The following is a 19,399-nucleotide window of genomic DNA, read 5'->3' on the forward strand; positions in this document are numbered from 1 at the left end:
TGTTTGTTGTCAGTCAATAATTTAAATTTTTACCAACAACCAACAACCCACGCCAGTGGCTACGCCGCGCCGGGGGCCCCGGGCTGTTCGGTCGGCTTGGCCCCCTGGTTCACCATCTGGGTGAAGCTTTTGGCCGCGTTGGAAAACTCGGAGGGCAGCAGAATCACCGTCGTTGTGTTGTTGTCGATGCCGATTTCTGAGAGCATCTGCATTCGGCGCAGCTCCAGGGCAATGGGGCTGCGCTCCATCTCGATGGCCCCTTGGGTGAGCTTGAGGGAGGCTTCCAGCTCGGCCTCGGCCTTGATGATGCGGGCCCGCTTCTCGCGGATGGCCTCCGCCTCGCGGGCCATGGCCCGTTGCATGGACTCGGGAATCTCCACGTCCTTGATTTCGACCAGCTCGATTTTGACGCCCCAGGCCTCGGTGGCGGTGTCCACGATTTGCAGCAGCGCCCCGTTGATGTGGGCCCGCTCGCGCAGCACTTCGTCGAGCTGGTTCTGGCCGATGATGTTGCGCAGCGCCGTCACCGAGAGCTGGTACACGGCCTTGTTGTAGTCGGCCACCTTAATCACGGCGTCGGCCGGGTTCACGACCTTGAACCACAGCACGGCGTTCACCTTGATGGTCACGCTGTCTTTGGTGATGGTTTCCTGCTGCTCCAGCTCCACCGTTTTGGTGCGCATGTCGATGGTTTGCTGGCGCTCCAGAAACGGGATGAGCCAGTACAGCCCGGGGCCCCGGGTGCCGGTGTAGCGCCCCAGCCGAAACACAATGGCCCGCTGGTACTCCTGCGCGATGCGCAAACTGAGCAGGAGCAGAACGAGGACCGCGGCAAGCAGGACGAGTAGCATGGCTAAAGGGGGTTAAGGATTGGCGAATGTATCGCGGCCCGCGCCAATCCATTACAACCGGCGAATGCTGAACCCGGCCGGCCGCGGCTACCGGTCCAGCAGTTGCAGGGTTTTGCCATCCCGCACGCCCCTGAAAAACTTCGCCAACACCGCCGCAAAAACCGGCGGCGCGCCGGGCAGGGCGGCAAACAACGTCATGGACGACTTGAGCTTCAAATCGTCGGGGCTGCCAAACACCCGGTTCGCGTCGCTGCTTTCCAGGCCCAGCAGCGCCTCGCAAATACCAACCAGCCGGGCCCCCAGCACCGGGTGTTGCAAGTACGCCGCCGCCTCGGCCAAGCCGCTAATGGCGTAGTGCTGGGAAATCTCGCTGAACCCCAGGCCCTGGATTTGCGGAAAAATGTACCACATCCAGTGGCCGCGCTTGCGCCCGGCTTTTATTTCGGCGAGGGCCTGCTCGTAGGATGCTGCCTGGGCGTCGAGGAATCGTTTTAAATTATACTCGTTGGTCATGATGCCTTGAGTTATACTTTTGCCACATGGCCTACGCCGCTAACACGAATTACGATGCACCGTACCCGCGCCGCGCCAAGAGAAGCACCTGAGCTGACAAATTAATAATTACGCTCTATTAATTGCGCTCTATTATTCGAAATACCGCGAGGCTATTACCCGCGCTATCAAGCGCAATTAGTCGAACAGACGAATTATTTCGGTGCTTTTCAAACTCCCCATATGGACGGATGACTAATCGGGACAGACCGGCTATTCTGACTGTCGGCAGTCGGTTTTTTCCCGAGTTAGGTCGCAAAATAAGTAAGCTGTCGCGCCGCTCATAGCGCCCGAATGACGGACCTGAGGAACCGAGCGGACTGCCCCGGCGGTGCTGATATTCGCCGTCCTTTCTAAAGAGTATAATATCCGAGCCGGTAAAGTCATAGCTTTCAACAGTTAGCCAGTCTCGTTCCCTATTTATTATCGATGTACAAATACTCCCGACCGCTATAAGAGCCAAGGGTGTGATTAACAAGTAAAACGGTATTAGGCGCTTTTTCCACGATAAATAATCTCGGTTAAAGACCCTAAAAACTGCGATTAGGAATAGGATGAGCCAGCCAAGAAGAAATCCAGGAACAAGAAGCAATAAGATAGGATTGCCTTCATCGACAAAAACAGGGGTAAACAAACTAATTACGAGCAAGCCACAGGCGACAGCAAATCCCTCGTTCTTATGCATAATTTTTAAACAAAACCGTTTACCGCCCCACCACTGGCAGCACGGCCGTACTCTCGTGCCCGGCGGCGTCCACGCTGGCCACGCCGAAAGTGTAGCCATTCAAGCGGGTACTAACACAAAACGCACTCAACGTACTGAGCCACTGAACAAATCGGCTACCGGAAAAATCAAATCGTAGTCGTTCCAATTGACATTGCCTTGTACCAGCTTGAATTGCTGAAAGCAGGTTTCATCCAGGTATGCCCGGATGGCCGGGTGCCTGGCCTGGCGCAGAAACGGCCCGAAATCAACCGTCCGTTGCTCACCGGTAGAGAAGGTGAGGGCCAGGGTGTAAGGACCAACTAACTGGGCGGCCACTACAGCTAAAACGGCGGGTGAAGCCTCGGCTACGGTGGTTCCGGTAGTTATCATAGCAGTTTGCGGGTGATGGTTTCGGGGCGAATGCTGCGGTGGTAAACGAAGTAATCCACCCATTTCTGGACGATATCGCCGGCGTAAACGTCCACCACTTTTTTAAAGTTTTGCAGGTCCTTTCCCATCAGCGGGCGGCTGCCTTTGACTTCGGTAATGCGAATTTCAACAATCTCGCCTTCCTCCAAGAAAAACTCGGCCTTGCTTTCCCGTCCGTCACATTGGCCATGCACATGAATCGGCTCGTGCTCGTTGGAATAGAAGAAAATGATAAGACCGAGGTACTCGTAGAGTTTAGGCATGGGGCTAAAGGAAACATTGCAATTACCGCCCCACCACTGGCAGCACGGCCACGCTCTCGTGGCCGGCGGCATCCACGCTGGCCACGCCGAAGATGAAGTTGTCCTTGCTGATGGGCAGGTCGGCTTTGGTGTCGGTCACGAGGTAGCGTTGCTGCCATTGGGGGGCGTCGCTGGCGCGGACGAGCACGGCGTAGGCGGCGGGCTTGGGGCCCCCGGCGGGCGCTTGCCAGCGCAGCACGGTGCGGTTGGTGAGGTCGGCGGTGAGGACTTCGACCTTGGCGGGGGCGGCGGGGGCCAGGGCCAGGCTGGCCATCGTGGCCAGGTTGAGGCCGGCGTTGCGGCGCAGGTAGGCGAAGTCCATGCCCGCGATGACGTCGCCGTAGGGGCGGCCGTTTTCGGTGCGCAGGTCCTGGTGCTGGTGGCTGTAGTCCTCGTTCATCTCCGTGAAGCGCACGGCGGCGAAGCCCTGGGTGTTGAAGGGCGTGTGGTCGCCGCCGCGCAGGAAGCGGTCGGGGCGGTTGATCATGACCAGCTCCTGGCCCTTGGTATAGAGCAGGGCGGCGCGTTGGGCGGCGCGGGCCAGCTGGCGGCTGGGCGCGTCGTTTTCGGAGCTGAGCTGGCGGCGCTGCCGGGCTTGCTCGGGCGTTTCGGTGGCCGGCACGCCCTCGCTGAACACGCGCAGCTTGGTGGCGTCGCTGATGTCAGGGTCGTGGCCGTGCGAGTTGCCCACGATGTCGTTGTTGAGCATGGCCACCAGGTTCCAGCCCTCTTTTTTGGCCCGCTCGGCCAGGTGGCCGGAGCCGTAGAGGCCCTGCTCTTCGCCCTGCACCACCACAAATTTGAGGGTGCACGGGAATTTCTGGCCGGCCAGCACGCGGGCCAGCTCCATCACCAGCACCGTACCCGAGCCGTCGTCGTTGGCCCCGGGGGCGTCGGCGGTGGCGTTCATCACGTCGCTCACCCGCGAGTCGATGTGGCCGCTGACGAGGAGGATGCGCGTGTCGGTGGGGTCGGTGCCGGGCAGGGTGGCCAGCACGTTGGCCATCAGCACCGGCTTGTTGATGCGGCGGCCGTCGGGCTTGACGGTGAAGGTGTCCAGCTCCACTTTCAGGCGGCCGCCGCTGGCCTGGCTGTACTTCTCAAACTCGCCCCGCACCCACTGGCGGGCCGCCCCGATGCCGCGCGTGGGGCTCTGGGTCTCGCTCAGGGTGTGGCGGGTGCCGAAGCCGACGAGCTTCTCGACGTCGGTTTGCAGGTTTTTGGCCGAAATCTCGCTTACCAGCTTCGCAATGGCCGGGTCGGCCTTGGGCAGGAGCGGGGCGGCGGGAGTCTGGGCCGTTTGGGCGGCAGCGGCCAGCGGCAGCAGGGCCAGGAGGAGAATTGTTTTCATACGGGGGTAAACATACGGGGCCTGGGTTAAACACAAAAAAGCCCGCGCTCCCAAGGGCGCGGGCTTTTCAAAAACGCTGCATAAGCTGCCAACCAATGGCATGGCCCGCAGAGCGACACTTCGCGTCTCAATCGCTGCCCGGTTCTTGCTGTCCGACACATCCCGACAATTATCGTTCAGCGGTGGAGACGCGAAGTGTCGCGTCTCTACGGGGGCAAAGCCCCGCGCTATCCGCGCTGATAAATGGGCTCGACTTGCTTGAAATACGGGTTCACGCCTTCGTCGGAGGCCAGGTCCAGCAGCATCAAATCGACGAACTGGTAGGCGTCGGTTTTGCCTTCCAGCACGGGGCCCAGCTCCTGCATAAAGGCGGGGTCGGCGGCGTCGCTCTCGAAGGCCAGCAGCAGGCGGGGCGTGTCGGGGGCGTTGGCGAGCTGCATCTGGGCCAGGTAGGCGGTGCGCAGCTGGGGCTGGGTGGCGGCCCAGGCCAGCAGGGCGTCGGCCACGGCGGTGGGGTAGGGCTCGGGCTGGCTCAGCAGCACCTCGGCGTCGCCGCCGGCCGGCGACAGGGGCCCCGTGAGCTGGCCGTTGAGCAACGCTTCCAGCTCCTCCTTGGGCAGCAGCTTGCCGGCGGGCGAGAAGGGGTTCAGCACGCAGTCCTGGCCCTGGGTCATGCTGAAAAACGCCTGGCCGGGGATGCGCACGTAGCTCACCTGGCTGTCGTCCTGGCCGCTGTCGGCCAGGCGGGCGGGCGAGGTGAAGATGGGCAGCTTGCCGTCGTTGAGCACCTGGAGCTGGATTTGGGCCCCTTCGGCCGGCACCACGTCGCCGGGGCCCACGCCTTCCTCGGGAGCCAGAATCATCAGGATTTCCTCCTGCATCAGGGCCTGGTAGAAGGCCGGGCGGGCCTGCTCGTCGGTGGTGGCCAGCAGCAGCAGCTGCTCCAGCACGTTCTGGGGCTCGAAGGGAAACGGCAGCGGCTCGGGGGCCGGGAAGGGCAGGGGAGAGGCGGGCACCGGCGCGGCCGGGGCCTTGAAGTTGGAGCCCTGGTAGCGGGGGCCGGCGGGCTTGGCCGCCGCGTCGGGCGCGGGGCCCGGCTGGCCGGTGGTGGGGTCGGCAGGGGTGGGGGCCGGCGCGTCGGCGGGCTTATTTTTCAGAAAGTCTAGCAGACCCATAAGGCAAAGAAATGGAGCAGTGGAATGGGGCCGCAAAGTACGGCCAAGGCGGGAAACGGGCGGGGTGGCTGTTACGTCATAGAAGGTAACCAGGCCGGACGCCAGATGAGCATGACGGCCTGGCTTTACTAAGAAAATCGATTTAATTAGACGCCCCCGCGCCCAGCGTCGAGGGGCAGCCGGCCAGCTCCCGCTCCACCTCCTGGATGGTGCGGGGCGGGGCGTGGTTGCCCCAGCTGTTCTCGATGTAGTTCAGCAGGTTGGTGAGGCGGGCGGGGCTCAGCTCCCGGTCGTCGACGCGGGCGGCGGGCATCACCTGGTTGTACAGGATGCCGTTCACCGTCATGGGGCCGTGCGCGCCGCGGCGCAGCAGGCAGGGCAGCTCGGCGCGGTGGGCGGCGAGGTAGTCGGCCCCGGCCAGCGGCGGGATGAGGCGGGCCAGGCCCTGGCCGGCGTCGCCGTGGCAGCCGGCGCAGGCCTGGGCGTAGAGGCGGGGCCCCTGGTGGCGGTTGTTCGAGAAGCAGCCGGGCAGGCTCAGGCACGCCACCGCGCCCAGGGCCCCCAGGCCGAGGCCCAGCGCCTTCCCCCTCATTGGGCGGCGGTGGCTTTGGGGTGGCGCTCCGCGATTTCGGCCAGCAGCACGGGCAGCTCCGTTTGCAGGCGGGCCACTTCGGTGGGGTTGAGGCTGTCGTAGAGGCCCCGCACGTGGCCCTGGTCGTCCACCAGGGCGAAGGTGCCGTTGTGGGCGAAGCCGCCGGGGGCCGCCTTTTCGGGCTGCGCAGCGGTGAAAAAGCCCTTGGCCAGGCCAAACACCGAGTCGCGGGCCGCGGCCGCGCGCCCGGTGGTCACGAAGTGCCAGCGGTTGGGGTCGGCCACGCCCAGGCGCTGGGCGTAGTCGCGCAGCACGGGCAGCGAGTCGTGGGCCGGGTCGATGGTGAACGACACGAAGCCCACGCGCGGGTCGGCGGCGTAAGGCTTGAACACCTTCAGCAGCTCGCCCTGCATCTTGGGGCAGATGCCGGGGCAGGTGGCAAAGAAGAAATCGGTGACGTAGGCCCGGCCCGCGAAGGTCTGGTTGGTGACGGTGGTCCCGGCCTGGTCCACGGCGCGAAAGGCCGGGGCGGTGGCGTACACCGTGTCGGCGGGCCCGCCGTTGGGGTTGGGGCGCACGTCGCGCTCGCCCAGGATGGGCAGGCGGGCGGCCTGGTGGTCGGCGGGGCCCGAGCAGGCCGTGAGCAGGGCGGCGGCCAGCGCGGGGGCCAGCCAAAAACGAATCGACATAGCTTACTTGGTGGCCGGGGCAGCGGTGCCCGGCGCTTGCTTCAACAACGCAGCGGCCGAATCGATGGTGCCGCGCAGGCGCTTTTCCACGGCGTCGAGCTTGGCCTGCTCCTGGCGGAAGTAGGCCAGGCGCTGGGGCGCGGCGGCCGTGCTGTCGGGGGCGTGGTAGGCGTTCATCCAGGCCATCATGGCCCCGTCGGCGGCTTGCAGGCTGCGCAGGTAAGGGGCGGCGTTGGCGGGCTTGGCGGTGGCGATTTTCTCGCGCAGCTCGAACAAGCGGCCGGCCTGGGCCATCACCGAGTCGTGGCGGTTCATCAGGTTGTCTTCGGCGGCCTTGGCCTGGGCGGCGGGGGTGGCCGGCGCGGTGGTGGGCGAGCAGGCGGCCAGGCCGATGGCAGCAGTGGCAAGGGCCAGCGCCAGCGTTTGGGGGGCAAATAGCTTCATGGCGCAAAGGTAAGGCCGGGCGGTGCGGGGCAGGAATTCGGTCGGCGAAAGACCCCACGAACAACGCCAGAACTAACCGCTAAGCTAAGCGACTGATTTGCTGCATGAACTCCTCCTGCGTGAGTAATCCTTGGTCGCGCAACTGCTTCAGTTGGGCTGTGCGCTCTGCTAAGTCAAGCGGTGTAGGAGTCGGTATGGGCACTATTACTTGACTTGCGGCAATTGGCACGGGAGTGTCTTTAGAAACTGCCCAAACAAGGGCGACTACCCACCCGATGAGTGACCAGCCAAGTAGCAGGTTTAGCCAGAAAATAGCCATCTCATTGCGTTTGCTTGCTCCAATAATGGCTGGTAGGAAGTAGATAACTCCGCCAACGACGATGGCAACGATGGTTTGTATAGTGGTCATAGCTGCTAAACTAGGGATAGAGTCACTAATTCTCTTTTCTCCTTCTACAGAGCTGGGTTTGCTTCATATTAATTGCCTGTGTATAGCCAGCCTAGACCAAAGCCCGCGCCCCCGGCCAACCCCGCGGGGCCCCAGCCGTTAACCCTACCGCATCTTTTCCCTTTAACGCGCTATGCAAACCCGCACCCTCGGCCGCTCCGGCCTCACGGTTTCTGCCCTCGGCCTCGGCTGCATGGGCATGTCCGATTTTTATGGCCAGCAAAACGACGCCGAAAGCATCCGCACCCTGCACCGGGCCGTGGAGCTGGGCCTCACCTTCTTCGACACGGCCGACATGTACGGGCCCTTCAAAAACGAGGAGCTGCTGGCCCAGGCCTTCAAAGGCAAGCGCCAGGACGTGCTGATTGCCACCAAGTTCGGCATCGTGCGCGACCCCAACGACCCCACCAAGCGCGGCATCAACGGCCGGCCCGAGTACGTGAAGTCGGCCTGCGAAGCCAGCCTCAAGCGCCTCGGCACCGACCACATTGACCTGTATTACCAGCACCGCGTGGACGCCAGCACGCCCATTGAGGAAACCGTGGGGGCCATGAGCCGCCTCGTGGAAGCGGGCAAGGTGCGCTACCTGGGCCTGAGCGAGGCCGCCCCCGCCACCCTGCGCCGCGCCGTGGCCACCCACCCCATCGCCGCCCTGCAAACCGAGTACAGCCTCTGGAGCCGCGAGCCGGAGGACGAAATCCTGCCCACCTGCCGCGAGTTGGGCATCGGGTTCGTGCCGTATTCGCCGCTGGGCCGGGGCTTCCTCACGGGCCAAATCAAGCAGTTCGACGACCTCGAAGCCGACGATTACCGCCGCTTCTCGCCCCGGTTCCAGGGCGAAAACTTCCAGAAAAACCTTGACCTCGTGGCCCGCATCACCGACCTGGCCCGGCAGAAGCGCTGCACCGCCGGCCAGCTGGCCCTGGCCTGGGTGCTGGCCCAGGGCGGCGACGTGGTGCCCATCCCCGGTACCAAGCGCGTGGCCTACCTCGAAGAAAACCTGGGGGCCCTGGAAATCAGTCTCTCCCAAGACGAACTGGCCCAGCTCGACGACATTGCTCCCCAGGGCGTGGCCGCCGGCCTGCGCTACCCCGCCGCCATGATGGGCACGGTGAACGGCTGACACATTTAACAGTCATCAATTAACATTTAACAGCCGTTCCGCTAGCTAATTGGGCCAGTGAAACGGCTGTTAAATGTTAATTGATGACTGTTAAATGACCTACTGATTGGGCAGCAGGTCAATCCAGCCGTCTTCGCTGACCACCACGGCCAGGCAGGGGTACTGGCTGCTGTTGACGTAGCGCACGGCCGAGTTGTAGCGCGAGCCGCGCGAGGGGTCGCCTTTTTCCGTGGCCAGGCCGTCGAGGATGGCCCCGATGGAGTAGCACACGCCGGTGGGCTCGATGAACACCGCGCCGTCGATGTTGGTGACCAGGCGCAGCACCGCGGGCGAGATGATGCGCGGGGCCACCCGGAAGCTCTGGCGGCTCAGGCGCTGGGCTTCCAGCGCGGCCCCGGCGCTGAACACCAGGATGGTGCCCGTGGGCTGGGTGCTGGCCCGGCTCGTCAGCTCCCAGAGGTAGTCCACGCTGTCGGCGTCGAGCTTGGGGAACACGCGGCGCACCACGCGGGCGAAGTTGTCGGCCGCCACGCGGCCCTGGGGCAGGCGGGGCGTGTTGCTCACCACGCGCATCAGCACGTGGCCGGCGTGGCTCATCTCCCAGCTGTAGTGGTGGGTGAAGTTGACCACCACCAGGGGCTCGTAGCGCGGGTCGGCGGCCGGCACGAGCTGGCCCAGCCCGAACACGTGCGAGGCGTCCGACACCAGGGCCGTGGCGTCTTCGCTCAGCTCCAGCAGCTTGCGGATGGAGCGGTGGTCGCGCAGGGCCACGGGCGTTTCGAGGGTGAGGACCGGCACGATGGCCGGGTGCTGGCGGCGGGCCACCAGCAGCGTGCCCACGCCCTCGCTGCCCTCGTGGCGCAGGGCGGCCACGCCGTTGCAGGCGTCGTAGAGGCCCTGGGTGCCGGCGGGGGCGGCCCGCAGCATCAGGCGGCGGCCGGCGCTGCGCAGCACCTCGTTGTAGTCGCGGTCCAGGGCCGGCTGCTCGTTGTCGGCGGTGTCGGCCTCGCGCAGGGCCCGGGCGCAGTCGTGCAAAAACTCCAGCACCGCCGCGTGGGGCAGGTTGGCCGGGCGCGGGCCCCCCGATTTTGGCATGGCGTAGTAGCTCTCGTAGCAGTCGGCCCCCACTTGCAGCACCACCGTCACGAGGTAGCCCTGCAGGTTCACGGGCACCGAGCAAAACGAGCGGCGGTTTTCGCCGCGCCCGCGCACCAGCTCCTGCAACGTGCTTTCGGTGGCCTGGCACACCAGCTCGTACCAGCGCTGCTTTTCGTAGCGGTCGTGGTCGTTGGGGTGCAGGTGGTACACCACGTCGCGCGGCCCGGCGTCGGCCTCCAGGGCCGAGGCGCGGTCCTTGATGCCGGCAAAGTCGCGGGGCGCGTAGCGGGTGGTGCTGGGCTCGAGCACCACGCCGGCGGGCTCATCGGTTTCGCGGGCCGAGGCCAGGCCCAACAAAAAAACCTCGGGCCGCAGGCTGCGGTCGAGCAAGTTAAAAACGCCTTCGGCAAAGAGCTGGGCCGAAACCCGGAACAGGCTCTGGTGTTCCCACATAGGCAAATCAAAGTAGTGGCGGCCGCGGCGGGCCCTCGTACCGGCTGGACTTACGTAAAACGGCCCCCAATAGTGGTAAGTCGAAACAAAATACCCGCGCCGGCCCTTTTATTCGGGCCGCCGCGTTGTATCTTCGGATAGCCGTTGGCCCTCCGCTCGCACCCCCCACCGTCCACCCCCGCGCCTATGCTCTTCGTCGACATGATTCTGGCCGTGGCGGTGGCCATCTCGTTCATCCCCATCCTCACCGGGTACTGCGCCTACAACTACGGGCGCTCGTTCTGGCTCTGGTTTGCGCTGGGGTGGCTGCTGCCGCTGGCCTCGTTTTTCCTGCTCACGGCCCTCATCCTGCGCGAGCAGCTCGACCCGGGCCGCCGCCTGCTGGCCGAAGCCCGCCTGATTTTGCGCGAAGCCGGCGAGAAAAAGGTGCTCAAAGAAGAGTAGGCCGGCCCGGCCCGAACACATTTTTGGCGGGGCCGCAACGAAAGTGCCGGCGGCGGCTAGTAAATTGGCCATGCCCAAGCCGCGCCTGCCATGAACACCCCCGATTCGTCTGCTGCTGATTTCTCCAATGAACTACGGACGCGCGCCGAGCAGCGCCGTCAGCAGGGCACGCAAGCCACTGAAAACCAGACCCACGACGAGCTCCAACGCGCGGTGCTGGAGCTGCAAACGTACCAGGCAGAGCTGGAAACGCAGTACGAAGCGCTGCTGCTGGCCCAGGCCGACGCCGACGCCAGCCGCGCCCAGTACGTGGATTTGTACGAGCACGCCCCCGTGGGCTACGTCACGCTGGACGCCCACGGCACGGTGGCGCAGCTCAACCGCACGGCCAGCCAGCTGCTGGGGGCCCCGCAGGCCGGGTTGGTCGGCCAGCCGTTTGCGCAGGTGGTGGCCCCGCTGCACCGGGCCGGGTTCGACGAGTTCCTGGCCCAGGTGCTGGCTACGCCCGGCCCGCAGCACCGCGAAATAGAGCTGTACGGCAAAGGCAATGCCCTGTTCCATGCCCAATTGGAGGCCCAGCGCGAAGAGTTGCCCCACCCGGGGGCGGCCCCGCGCTACCGCCTGGCCGTGCTCAACACCAACGACCAGCACCGCGCCGCCGCGGCCCTAGCGGCCAGCGAGGGCCGCTTTCGGATGCTGACCGAAAACGTGCTGGGCGTGGTGTTTGAGTGGCGCTACAACCACGACGGCACCAACTACTGCGTGTACGTGAGCCCCCGGATGCACGAGCTGTTCGGCGTGGCCTCGGCCGAAGTGAACCGCATCGACACGTTCATTCACCCCGCCGACGTGCGGGCCTGGCGGGCTTCGACGATGGCCGTGCCGGCCGGTATTCCCTGGGCCTTCGACGGGCGGCTGGTGGTGCCGGACCAGCCCACGCGCTGGTGCCGGGGCACGGCCGTGGTCACGAGCCGCGATGCCACGGGGCTGAACTACAGCGGCTTGCTGCTGGACGTGACGGCCGCCAAGCAGCTCGAAGCCAGCCTGCGGGCCGCCACCGAGGCCGCCGAAGCCAACGTGCGGGCCAAGCAGGAATTCCTGGCCAACATGAGCCACGAAATCCGCACGCCCCTGCACGGCATCCTGGGCCTGGCCGAGCTGCTGGCCGCCTCGCCCCTGGCTTCCGCGCAGGCCGAGCACGTGCGCCTGCTGCAAGGCTCGGCCGGGCACCTGCTGGCCGTGCTGAACGACGTGCTGACAACCGTGCGCCTGGGAGCGGGCCGTCTGGAGCCCGCCGCCGTGGCGTTCGACCTCGGCGGGCTGCTGCGCGACTGCGCGGCCCTGCTGCAGCCCGAAGCCGCGGCGCAAGGCCTGGCCCTGAAGGTGAAGGCGAGCCCGGACCTGCCCTGGGTGGTGGGCGACAGCCACCGCTTGCGCCAAGTGCTGCTCAACCTGCTCGGCAACGCCGTAAAATTCACGGAGGAGGGCGGCCGGGTGGAGCTCTGCGTGCAGCTCCGGCCGGGGGCCGGGCCGGGCCGCCAGCGCGTGGCTTTCAGCGTGGTCGATACCGGCATCGGCATCGCCCCGGCCGTGCTCGACGCCGTGTTCGAGCCCTTCGTGCAGGCCACCGACCGCATCGGCAGCGAGTACGGCGGCACCGGCCTGGGCCTGAGCATCGCGCGCAGCCTGGTGGAAATGCTCGGCGGCACGCTGCGGGCCGCCAGCGAGCCGGGCGTGGGCAGCACGTTTCACTTCGCCCTCGACTTCGCGCTGGCCCCGGCCGATGAGGCCACCGCCGACGCGCCCGAAGCGCCCGGGCGGCCGGTGGAAATGCCCGCCGGCCGCGCCCTGCTGGTCGAAGACAACCCCGTGAGCAGCTTGCTGGCCGAAACCCTGCTGCGCAAGTGGGGCTGGGCCGTGGACGCCGCCGCCGACGGCCTGACCGCCGTGGCCCTGTTCGAAGCGCACCGCTACGACGTGGTGCTGATGGACCTGCGCCTGCCCGGCCTCGACGGCACGTCGGCCACCGCCCGCCTGCGCCAGCACCCCGACCCCGCCCGGGCCGCCACGCCCGTGCTGGCCGTCACGGCCCACGCCCAGCTCGAGGCCCAGGACCTGCGGGCCGCCGGCTTCGATGCCTACCTGGCCAAGCCCTTCGACGAAGCCGGCCTGCGCCAGGCCCTGGCCGCGGCCTGGCACGACACCCAGGCCGCGCCCGCGGCGCCCGCCGCGCCCGTTGCCCCGCTCTACGACCTGAGCGCCGTGCGCCAGATGGTGGGCGATAACGAAGCCTTCCTGCGCCACTTGGTGGGCGTGTTCCGCGACACCACGCCCCCCATCCTGGAGGCCCTGGAGCAGGCCAGCGCCCGCCACGACTGGCCCGCGCTGGCCGACGCCGCCCATCACCTCAAAAGCTCCCTCTACGGCGTGGGCGTGGTGCGCCTCTACGACGCCATCCGCGAGCTGGAAACCAGCGAGAAAAAACCGCCTGCGCCCGCCCGCGCCGCCGAGTGCGTGGCCGCGGTGCGGGCCGTGACGGCCGAAGTAATGGCCGGGCTGGCGAAGGAATTCGCGTAGGGCCGGCGGCCCCTAGCGCGGGGCCGGCCCGATGCCCGCGGCCACCGCCGCGCCGGTGGCCAGGCACCCTTGCAGGAGGTAGCCGCCGGTGGGCGCTTCCCAGTCCAGCATCTCGCCGGCCAGGTAGGTGCCGGGCCGGCGGCGCAGCATCAGGTGCTCGTCCACTTCGGCCAGGGCCACCCCGCCGGCCGTGGAAATGGCCTCGTCGAGCGGGCGCAGGCCGGCAATGGGCAGCGGCACACGGCTGATTAGCTGGGCCAGGGCTTCCGGGCCCAGGGCGGCGGCGCCGGGGCGGGCTTCGCGCAGCAGCGTGGGCACGGGGCCCCCCAGGTGCAGGGTTTTTTTAAGGAACTCGGCGAACGATGCCTTGCCGCGCGGCCCTTGCAATTTGCGCAGCAGGGCGGCGGCGGGCAGGTCGGGCTTCAGGTGCAAATGAAAAAACGCCGGGCCCCCGCCGGCCAGGGCCGCCCGCACCTGAGGCGTAAGGGCGTACACCGGCGTGCCTTCGAGGCCGTAGTCGGTGAGCAGCAGCTCGCCGCGCTGGGCGGGGCCGTCGTTCACGGCCAGGGCAATGTTTTTGAGCGGCTGGCGGCCCACCCGCTCCCGAAAAAACGCCGACCACGCCACCGCCGCCCCGCAGTTGGCCGGGGCGAAGGGCGCCACGGCCACGCCGATTCCGCGCAGCACAGGCGCCCAGGCCCCGTCGGAGCCGGTTTTGGCCCAACTGGCCCCGCCCAGGGCCAGCACCGCCGCCGCCGGCTCGGCGGTGAACGCGGTGCCGGTGCGCTCGTCGCGCAGGCGCAGGCCCCGGGGCCCGGCGAAGCCCAGCCAGCGGTGGCGCACGTTAATTTCTACGCCCAGCCCGTCCAGCCGCCGCCGCCAGGCCCCCAGCACGGCGGCCGGCGTGTGGGCGGCCACCGGAAAGATGCGCCCGCTGGTGCCCACGAAGGTGTCGATGCCCAGCGCCGCCGCCCAGGCCCGCAGGTCGGCCGCCGAAAACCGCGCCAGCAGGCCCCCGAACCGCGCCGCCGCGGCCCCGTACTGGCCGGCAAACTGGGCGGCGTCGGGCGCGGCGTTGCTCAGGTTGAAGCCGCCGTGCCCGGCCACCAAAAATTTGCGCCCCACCGTGGCCTGGGCCTCGTACAGGCGCACCCGGTGGCCGGCCTCGGCCAGGCGCTGGGCGGCCATCAGCCCCGCGGGGCCCCCGCCAATTACAATGACCATCGCTTCTCTCGCATAAATATTTGCCCCCCCCAGCCCCTGGCCGCAGTTTAGCGCGCAGCGCGCAACTGCTGGCCGACGAATGGGGCGAGTTTACCACTCGCAAAGTTGAACGGCCAGACGGCGCAAACCGCCGGGCCGCTGCGCGGCCGTGAGTCGCAGACCCACCCCGCTCGCTGGCCAGCAGTTCCGCGCTGCGCGCTAAACTGCGGCCAGGGGCGGAAGTTAATTGCGCTAAACCTGGCTGTCCTGAATGAGCTGCCGGCGGTAACGGGCCAGGATGGCCGATTTTAGGATGAAGCCCAGGTAACGGCCGTCCTCCTCGCACACGGGCAGGGCCCAGGCCCCGTAGCGGTCGAGCAGGGCCAGGGTGTGCTCGAGGTCGTCGGCGGGGCCCACCACGGCCAGGGGCGGCTGCATCAGCTCGCGGGCCAGGATGGTGGCGTAGTGGCTTTCGTCGAACAGGGCGTCGCGCACCGTGTCGAGGCTGATGACGCCCAGCAGCCGCCCGCCGGCCGCCACCACCGGAAACAGGTTGCGCGAGGCGTGGCGAAAAATGTCCACCAGCTCGCCCAGCGTGGTGGTGGGGCGCACGGCCACGAAGTCGGTTTCGAGCAGCTGGCGCGGGTCGAGCTGGGCCAGCAGGCCCTGGTCGCGGTTGGCGTTCACGTCCACGCCCTGGTACACCAGCTTTTTGGTGTACACCGAGTACGGCTCGAAGTACTTGGTAATCAAGTACGACGAGCTGCTCACCACCATCAGCGGCACGAACAGCGCGTAGCCGCCCGTGATTTCGGCGATGAGGAAGATGGCCGTGAGCGGCGCGTGCACCACGCCCGCCAGCGTGCCGGCCATGCCCAGCACCACGAAGTGAACCTCCGGAATGTGCACCAAACCGCTCATGTTCAGCAGCCGGGCGAAGAAAAACCCCGCCAGGGCCCCCGAGAACAGCGACGAGCCGAACATGCCGCCGTTGCCGCCCGCGCCCACCGTGACGCTGGTGGCCACCACCTTCAGCATCATGCTGAACAGCACCAGCACCAGCAGCAGCCAGGGGTTTTGGTCCTGGTACACCGAGAAAATGCTGCCGTCGGTGAGGTGGCCCGACTTGCCGGCCAGCAGCAGCTCCACCGTGTTGTAGCCCTCGCCGTACAGGGTGGGAAACAGGAAGATGAGGGCCCCCAGCCCGGCCCCGCCGACGAGCACCTTGCGCCAGTCGAGGCCGGGCCAGCGGGCAAAAAAATGGTCGAACCAGTAGTAAGTCCGAATCATGTAGACCGAGAAAAACGCCGTGAACAGCCCCAGCAGGATGTAAAACGGCACCGCGTTCACCGGCCAGCTCGTGGTGATGAGCACGAAGGGCTGGCCCGCGTACAGGGCCTTCGACACCACGGTGGCCGTGGCCGAGGAGAGCAGCAGCGGAATGAAATACTGCGCCGGCAGCTCAGTCAGGATGGTTTCGACGGCGAACAGTACCCCCGCGATGGGCGAGTTGAAGATGGCCGCGATGCCCGCCGCCGCCCCGCACCCCGTCAGCAAGCGCCGCCGCCGCCGGTCCAGGTGCAGCACCCGGCCGGCGTTGGAGCCCAGGGCCGCGCCCGTCACCGAAATGGGGGCCTCGGTGCCCGCCGAGCCGCCGAAGCTCACCGTGAGGAAAGCCGTAACCAGCTGCGAGTACAGCTTGGAGCGCGGCACCACGCTGCCCTCGCGGGCCGTGTTGTAGATGATGGGCGCAATGCCACGGCCCAAATTGCCGTGCAGGAAATACCTGGTAACCAGTGCCGTAAGCGTGATGCCGACGATGGGGTAGAGCGAAAGCGCGAATACCCGCTGGGGCTCCGGCACGGCCTCTTGCAGCAGCCGGGCCACGGTGCGCACGCTGGTTTTGAGCAGCACTGCCGCCAGGCCCGCGCCCGCCCCCACCAGCACGCTGAGGATGAGCATGTACATCCGCTCGCTGATGTGGCGGGCCCGCCACACCAGCAGCGGGCGCAGCAGGCGGTGGACGTTGAGAACGGGCATGGCGGGCGGAACTGGTGGACGCGCTCCGGCCCCGCGCAAATTTGGGGCCGGTAAGCGGAGCTTGTTTTTATCAACGCGCATTTGGGCGCGGCGTTGCCGGGCGGCCGGCCGATTCAAAAATACATTTGCCCGCCGCGAGCCGGCCCACCCGGTGTTCCACTTCGCCGGGGCTGCCCACCGAAGCAGAAGAGCTGCTGCGATTAAAACGACTTGCGGAGTGGGTTCTCAACAGCCGCTTCGGAGCCGGAGTGCGAATTCGCCAAAGGCAAGCCGCGAAACTGCGCGGCCGGAGGCCCTGCGCCCCGCACGACCCGCCGGGGCCGCGGACGTGCCGCGCCGGCGCACCCACGTGCCGGTAGGGGCGGCCGGGGCCCGCGGCCGGCGCTTGTGCCTACCTTTGCCCCAGCAAATGGTAACCGTTTCCGCGGTGCGGGACGGTTTTAAAAGGGAAGCCGGTGTAATTCCGGGACAGTCTCCGCTGCTGTAACCCCCTCACCAACCGACCGATACACGGCGCCACTGTTCCCCCGGGAATGGGAAGGCCATCGGCCGGCGGGGGAAGTCAGAAGACCTGCCGCTTGCTACATACAGTCACAGCTTTCGGCAGAAAGGCTCGTCGTACCATGCCCAACCCCCCGCTTCCCGCCGGCCGTGCCGGTGGCGCACCCCCGTTTTTTGTTGTTTGGCGCACCTGCGCCCTGCTCGGCCTGCTGCTGGCGGGCCCCCGGGCGGGCGGGGCCCGGGCCGCTACGGCCCAGGCCCCGCCCAAAGCAGCCGTGGCCGTGGGGCCGGGCCGCACCGCGGTGCAGTTCGCCAAGGGCTTCGCCATCAGCTACGCGGGCAATTACAAGCTCATCACCGTCCGGAGCCCGTTCGAGCCAAAAACCGCGGCCACGCGCTACTTGCTGGTGCCGCGCGGGGCCCCGCGCCCGGCCGGCTACGCCGGCGCCCTGCTCATCGAAACGCCGGTGCGCAGCCTCGTGGCGCTGTCGTCGCTGCACGTGGCGCTGGCCGATTTTCTGGGGGCCGCCGACGTGCTGGTGGGCGTGGGCGACTTCAAGTACGTGTCGGCCCCGCGGGTGCGGCAGCGCATCGCCGCCGGCCGGGTGTACGAAGTGGGCCAGAGTGGGGGGCTCAACAACGAGCTGCTCATCGCCCGCCGCCCCGACCTGGTGATGGCCAGCGGCTGGCCCGGCGAGGGCCTGGGGCACTTCCGGACGCTGGCCGCCGCCGGCATCCCGGTCCTCATCAATTCCGAATGGGTGGAAACCACGCCCCTGGCCCGCGCCGAGTGGGTGAAAGTGCTGGCCGTATTGCTCAACAAAGAAGACCTGGTGAACCGCAAATTTGGCCAGGTGGCCCGCGATTACCAGCGCCTGGCCGCCGTGGCCCGGGCGGCCCCCGGGCGGCCCAAAGTAGTGGTGGGCCTGCCCTTCAAGGACGTGTGGTACGTGCCGGCGGCCAATAATTACCTGGCGCATTTCCTGTACGACGCGGGCTGCGCCTACCCCTGGGACCACACAACAGCGGCGGCCGGCAGCCTGGCGCTGTCGTTCGAGGCCGTGGCCCCGGTGGCCCTGGCCGCCGATTACTGGCTGCAAACCGGCACGGCCACCCGCCGGGCCGGCCTCGTGGCCCAGGACGCCCGCTACGCCGCCTTCGCGCCCTTCAAGGCCGGCCGCGTGTACAACAACAACCGCCGCACCAACGCCCAGGGCTCCAACGACTACTGGGAATCGGGGGCGGTGCGGCCCGACCTGGTGCTGGCCGACTTAATCAAAATCCTGCACCCCGGGCTGCTGCCCACCTGGCGGCTCTACTACTACCAGCTGCTGCCGTGAGCACGACCCAACTTGCGGGCCCCCCGCCGGCCCGGGCCGTGGCCCCGCGGCGGGCCGCGGCCTGGCTGCCGGCCCTGGCGGGGCTGGTGGCGCTGGGCTTCGTGCTCGACATCGCCCTCGGGCCGGTGCGCATCCCGCTGGCGGCGGTGGTGAAGATTTTGTTGGGCCAGGCCCCCGGCGACCCGGCCTGGGCCTTCATCGTGCGCGAAATCCGCCTGCCCAAGGCCCTCACGGCCCTGGCCGTGGGCAGCGGCCTGGCCGTGAGCGGCTTGCAGATGCAGACGTTGTTCCGCAACCCGCTGGCGGGGCCCTCGGTGCTGGGCCTCACGGCGGGGGCGGGGCTGGGCGTGGCCGCCGTGCTGCTGGCCGGCGGCAGCGGCGCGGCGGGCGGCCTGGCCGTCCGGGCGCTGGGCGTGGGCGGCAGCTGGGGCCTGGTGCTGGCCGCCACCGCCGGCGCGGCCCTCGTCATGGCCCTGGTGCTGGCCCTCGCGGCCCGGGTGCGCGACAACGTGGTGCTGCTCATCGTGGGCCTGATGGTGGGGAGCGTGACCAGCGCCGTCGTGGGCCTGTGGCAGTACTTCAGCGCCCCCGAGCAGCTCCAGGAGTATTTGCTCTGGACGTTCGGCTCGCTGGGCGGCGTCACGGGGGCCCAGCTGGCGGTGCTGGCGGCCGTGGTGGCGGCGGGCCTGGGGCTGGCCTTCGCCTCGGCCAAAGCGCTCAACGCCCTGCTGCTGGGCGAGAACTACGCCCGCAGCATGGGCCTGGCGGTGGGCCGCGCGCGCACCGGCATCATCCTCAGCACGAGCCTGCTGGCGGGGGCCATCACGGCGTTTTGCGGGCCCATCGGCTTCGTGGGCATCGCCGTGCCGCACCTCACCCGGGGCCTGCTGCGCACCGCCGACCACCGCGTGCTGCTGCCCGGTACCTGCCTGGTGGGGGCCGCCCTCACGCTGGGCTGCGACTGCCTGGCCCAGCTGCCCGGCAGCCATACCGCCCTGCCGCTGAGCATCGTCACGGCCCTGCTGGGCGCCCCGGTGGTGCTGTGGGTGGTGCTGCGCCGCAATAGGTAATGAGCTGTCAG

18 protein-coding genes and 1 riboswitch are annotated in these 19,399 nt (G+C 67.5%); of the genes, 5 read left to right on the plus strand and 13 right to left on the minus strand.

Annotated features, from left to right (window positions below):
- Window positions 1–59 precede the first annotated feature (59 nt).
- The 10 genes from HNP98_RS01985 to HNP98_RS02030 all read right to left on the minus strand — a co-directional run bounded on the left by HNP98_RS01985 (window position 60) and on the right by HNP98_RS02030 (window position 7,500).
- The gene (locus HNP98_RS01985) at window positions 60–851 is read right to left on the minus strand and encodes a slipin family protein (protein ID WP_173808378.1); all 792 of its coding nucleotides are present in this window, start codon (window positions 849–851) and stop codon (window positions 60–62) included.
- Between the two features lie 87 nt (window positions 852–938).
- Window positions 939–1,364 carry a DUF1810 domain-containing protein gene (locus tag HNP98_RS01990; RefSeq protein WP_173808379.1) on the minus strand — a complete coding sequence of 142 codons (426 nt, stop codon included), beginning with the start codon at window positions 1,362–1,364 and terminating at the stop codon, window positions 939–941.
- An 850-nt stretch (window positions 1,365–2,214) separates the two neighbouring features.
- Window positions 2,215–2,499, minus strand: coding sequence for a DUF2442 domain-containing protein (locus tag HNP98_RS01995; RefSeq protein WP_173808380.1), 285 nt, complete (start codon window positions 2,497–2,499; stop codon window positions 2,215–2,217).
- Window positions 2,496–2,801, minus strand: a complete 306-nt coding sequence (locus HNP98_RS02000; RefSeq protein WP_173808381.1) for a DUF4160 domain-containing protein — start codon at window positions 2,799–2,801, stop codon at window positions 2,496–2,498. Before HNP98_RS02000 ends, HNP98_RS01995 begins: the two co-directional genes overlap by 4 nt.
- A 22-nt stretch (window positions 2,802–2,823) precedes the next feature.
- Window positions 2,824–4,191 carry a M20/M25/M40 family metallo-hydrolase gene (locus HNP98_RS02005; protein WP_173808382.1) on the minus strand — a complete coding sequence of 456 codons (1,368 nt, stop codon included), beginning with the start codon at window positions 4,189–4,191 and terminating at the stop codon, window positions 2,824–2,826.
- 227 nt (window positions 4,192–4,418) lie between these two features.
- The gene (locus tag HNP98_RS02010; RefSeq protein ID WP_173808383.1) at window positions 4,419–5,366 is read right to left on the minus strand and encodes an enhanced serine sensitivity protein SseB C-terminal domain-containing protein; all 948 of its coding nucleotides are present in this window, start codon (window positions 5,364–5,366) and stop codon (window positions 4,419–4,421) included.
- A 142-nt stretch (window positions 5,367–5,508) separates the two neighbouring features.
- Window positions 5,509–5,958 carry a c-type cytochrome gene (locus HNP98_RS02015; RefSeq protein WP_173808384.1) on the minus strand — a complete coding sequence of 150 codons (450 nt, stop codon included), beginning with the start codon at window positions 5,956–5,958 and terminating at the stop codon, window positions 5,509–5,511.
- Complete coding sequence (locus tag HNP98_RS02020; protein WP_173808385.1) at window positions 5,955–6,647, minus strand: SCO family protein; 693 nt, start codon at window positions 6,645–6,647, stop codon at window positions 5,955–5,957. Before HNP98_RS02020 ends, HNP98_RS02015 begins: the two co-directional genes overlap by 4 nt.
- Before the next feature lie 3 nt (window positions 6,648–6,650).
- A complete protein-coding gene (locus HNP98_RS02025; protein ID WP_173808386.1) occupies window positions 6,651–7,091 on the minus strand; it encodes a hypothetical protein in 441 nt (146 codons plus the stop codon).
- A gap of 79 nt (window positions 7,092–7,170) precedes the next feature.
- Entirely contained in the window at window positions 7,171–7,500 is a 330-nt protein-coding gene (locus HNP98_RS02030; RefSeq protein ID WP_173808387.1) for a superinfection immunity protein, read from the minus strand.
- 172 nt (window positions 7,501–7,672) lie between these two features.
- Here HNP98_RS02030 and HNP98_RS02035 point away from each other — a divergent pair, with 172 nt between their 5' ends.
- Window positions 7,673–8,662, plus strand: coding sequence for an aldo/keto reductase (locus tag HNP98_RS02035; RefSeq protein WP_173808388.1), 990 nt, complete (start codon window positions 7,673–7,675; stop codon window positions 8,660–8,662).
- A gap of 99 nt (window positions 8,663–8,761) precedes the next feature.
- On the opposite strand, the gene HNP98_RS02040 is transcribed toward HNP98_RS02035, so the two are convergent.
- On the minus strand, window positions 8,762–10,213 hold the full coding sequence (locus HNP98_RS02040) for a diadenylate cyclase (RefSeq protein ID WP_173808389.1): 1,452 nt from the start codon (window positions 10,211–10,213) through the stop codon (window positions 8,762–8,764).
- Between the two features lie 186 nt (window positions 10,214–10,399).
- Here HNP98_RS02040 and HNP98_RS02045 point away from each other — a divergent pair, with 186 nt between their 5' ends.
- Both HNP98_RS02045 and HNP98_RS02050 read left to right on the plus strand, forming a co-directional pair.
- Window positions 10,400–10,657 (plus strand): hypothetical protein, encoded by a 258-nt coding sequence (locus HNP98_RS02045; RefSeq protein ID WP_173808390.1) that lies wholly within the window; start codon window positions 10,400–10,402, stop codon window positions 10,655–10,657.
- A gap of 90 nt (window positions 10,658–10,747) precedes the next feature.
- The gene (locus tag HNP98_RS02050; protein WP_173808391.1) at window positions 10,748–13,234 is read left to right on the plus strand and encodes a hybrid sensor histidine kinase/response regulator; all 2,487 of its coding nucleotides are present in this window, start codon (window positions 10,748–10,750) and stop codon (window positions 13,232–13,234) included.
- A gap of 12 nt (window positions 13,235–13,246) precedes the next feature.
- Here the strand turns inward: HNP98_RS02050 and HNP98_RS02055 are convergent, their stop codons facing one another.
- Both HNP98_RS02055 and HNP98_RS02060 read right to left on the minus strand, forming a co-directional pair.
- Complete coding sequence (locus tag HNP98_RS02055; protein WP_173808392.1) at window positions 13,247–14,458, minus strand: TIGR03862 family flavoprotein; 1,212 nt, start codon at window positions 14,456–14,458, stop codon at window positions 13,247–13,249.
- A 231-nt stretch (window positions 14,459–14,689) separates the two neighbouring features.
- A complete protein-coding gene (locus tag HNP98_RS02060; RefSeq protein WP_173808393.1) occupies window positions 14,690–16,477 on the minus strand; it encodes a chloride channel protein in 1,788 nt (595 codons plus the stop codon).
- Window positions 16,478–16,870: 393 nt separating this feature from the next.
- Window positions 16,871–17,070: riboswitch (cobalamin riboswitch) on the plus strand.
- A 30-nt stretch (window positions 17,071–17,100) separates the two neighbouring features.
- Between HNP98_RS02060 and HNP98_RS02065 the strand changes: the two genes are divergently transcribed.
- Both HNP98_RS02065 and HNP98_RS02070 read left to right on the plus strand, forming a co-directional pair.
- The gene (locus tag HNP98_RS02065) at window positions 17,101–18,318 is read left to right on the plus strand and encodes an ABC transporter substrate-binding protein (protein WP_173808394.1); all 1,218 of its coding nucleotides are present in this window, start codon (window positions 17,101–17,103) and stop codon (window positions 18,316–18,318) included.
- Window positions 18,315–19,388: an iron ABC transporter permease gene (locus tag HNP98_RS02070; protein ID WP_317171013.1), complete on the plus strand. Its 1,074-nt coding sequence runs from the start codon at window positions 18,315–18,317 to the stop codon at window positions 19,386–19,388. Before HNP98_RS02065 ends, HNP98_RS02070 begins: the two co-directional genes overlap by 4 nt.
- Window positions 19,389–19,399: the final 11 nt, after the last annotated feature.

This window comes from Hymenobacter caeli, from assembly GCF_013294115.1.
Taxonomy (GTDB): Bacteria; Bacteroidota; Bacteroidia; order Cytophagales; family Hymenobacteraceae; genus Hymenobacter; species Hymenobacter caeli.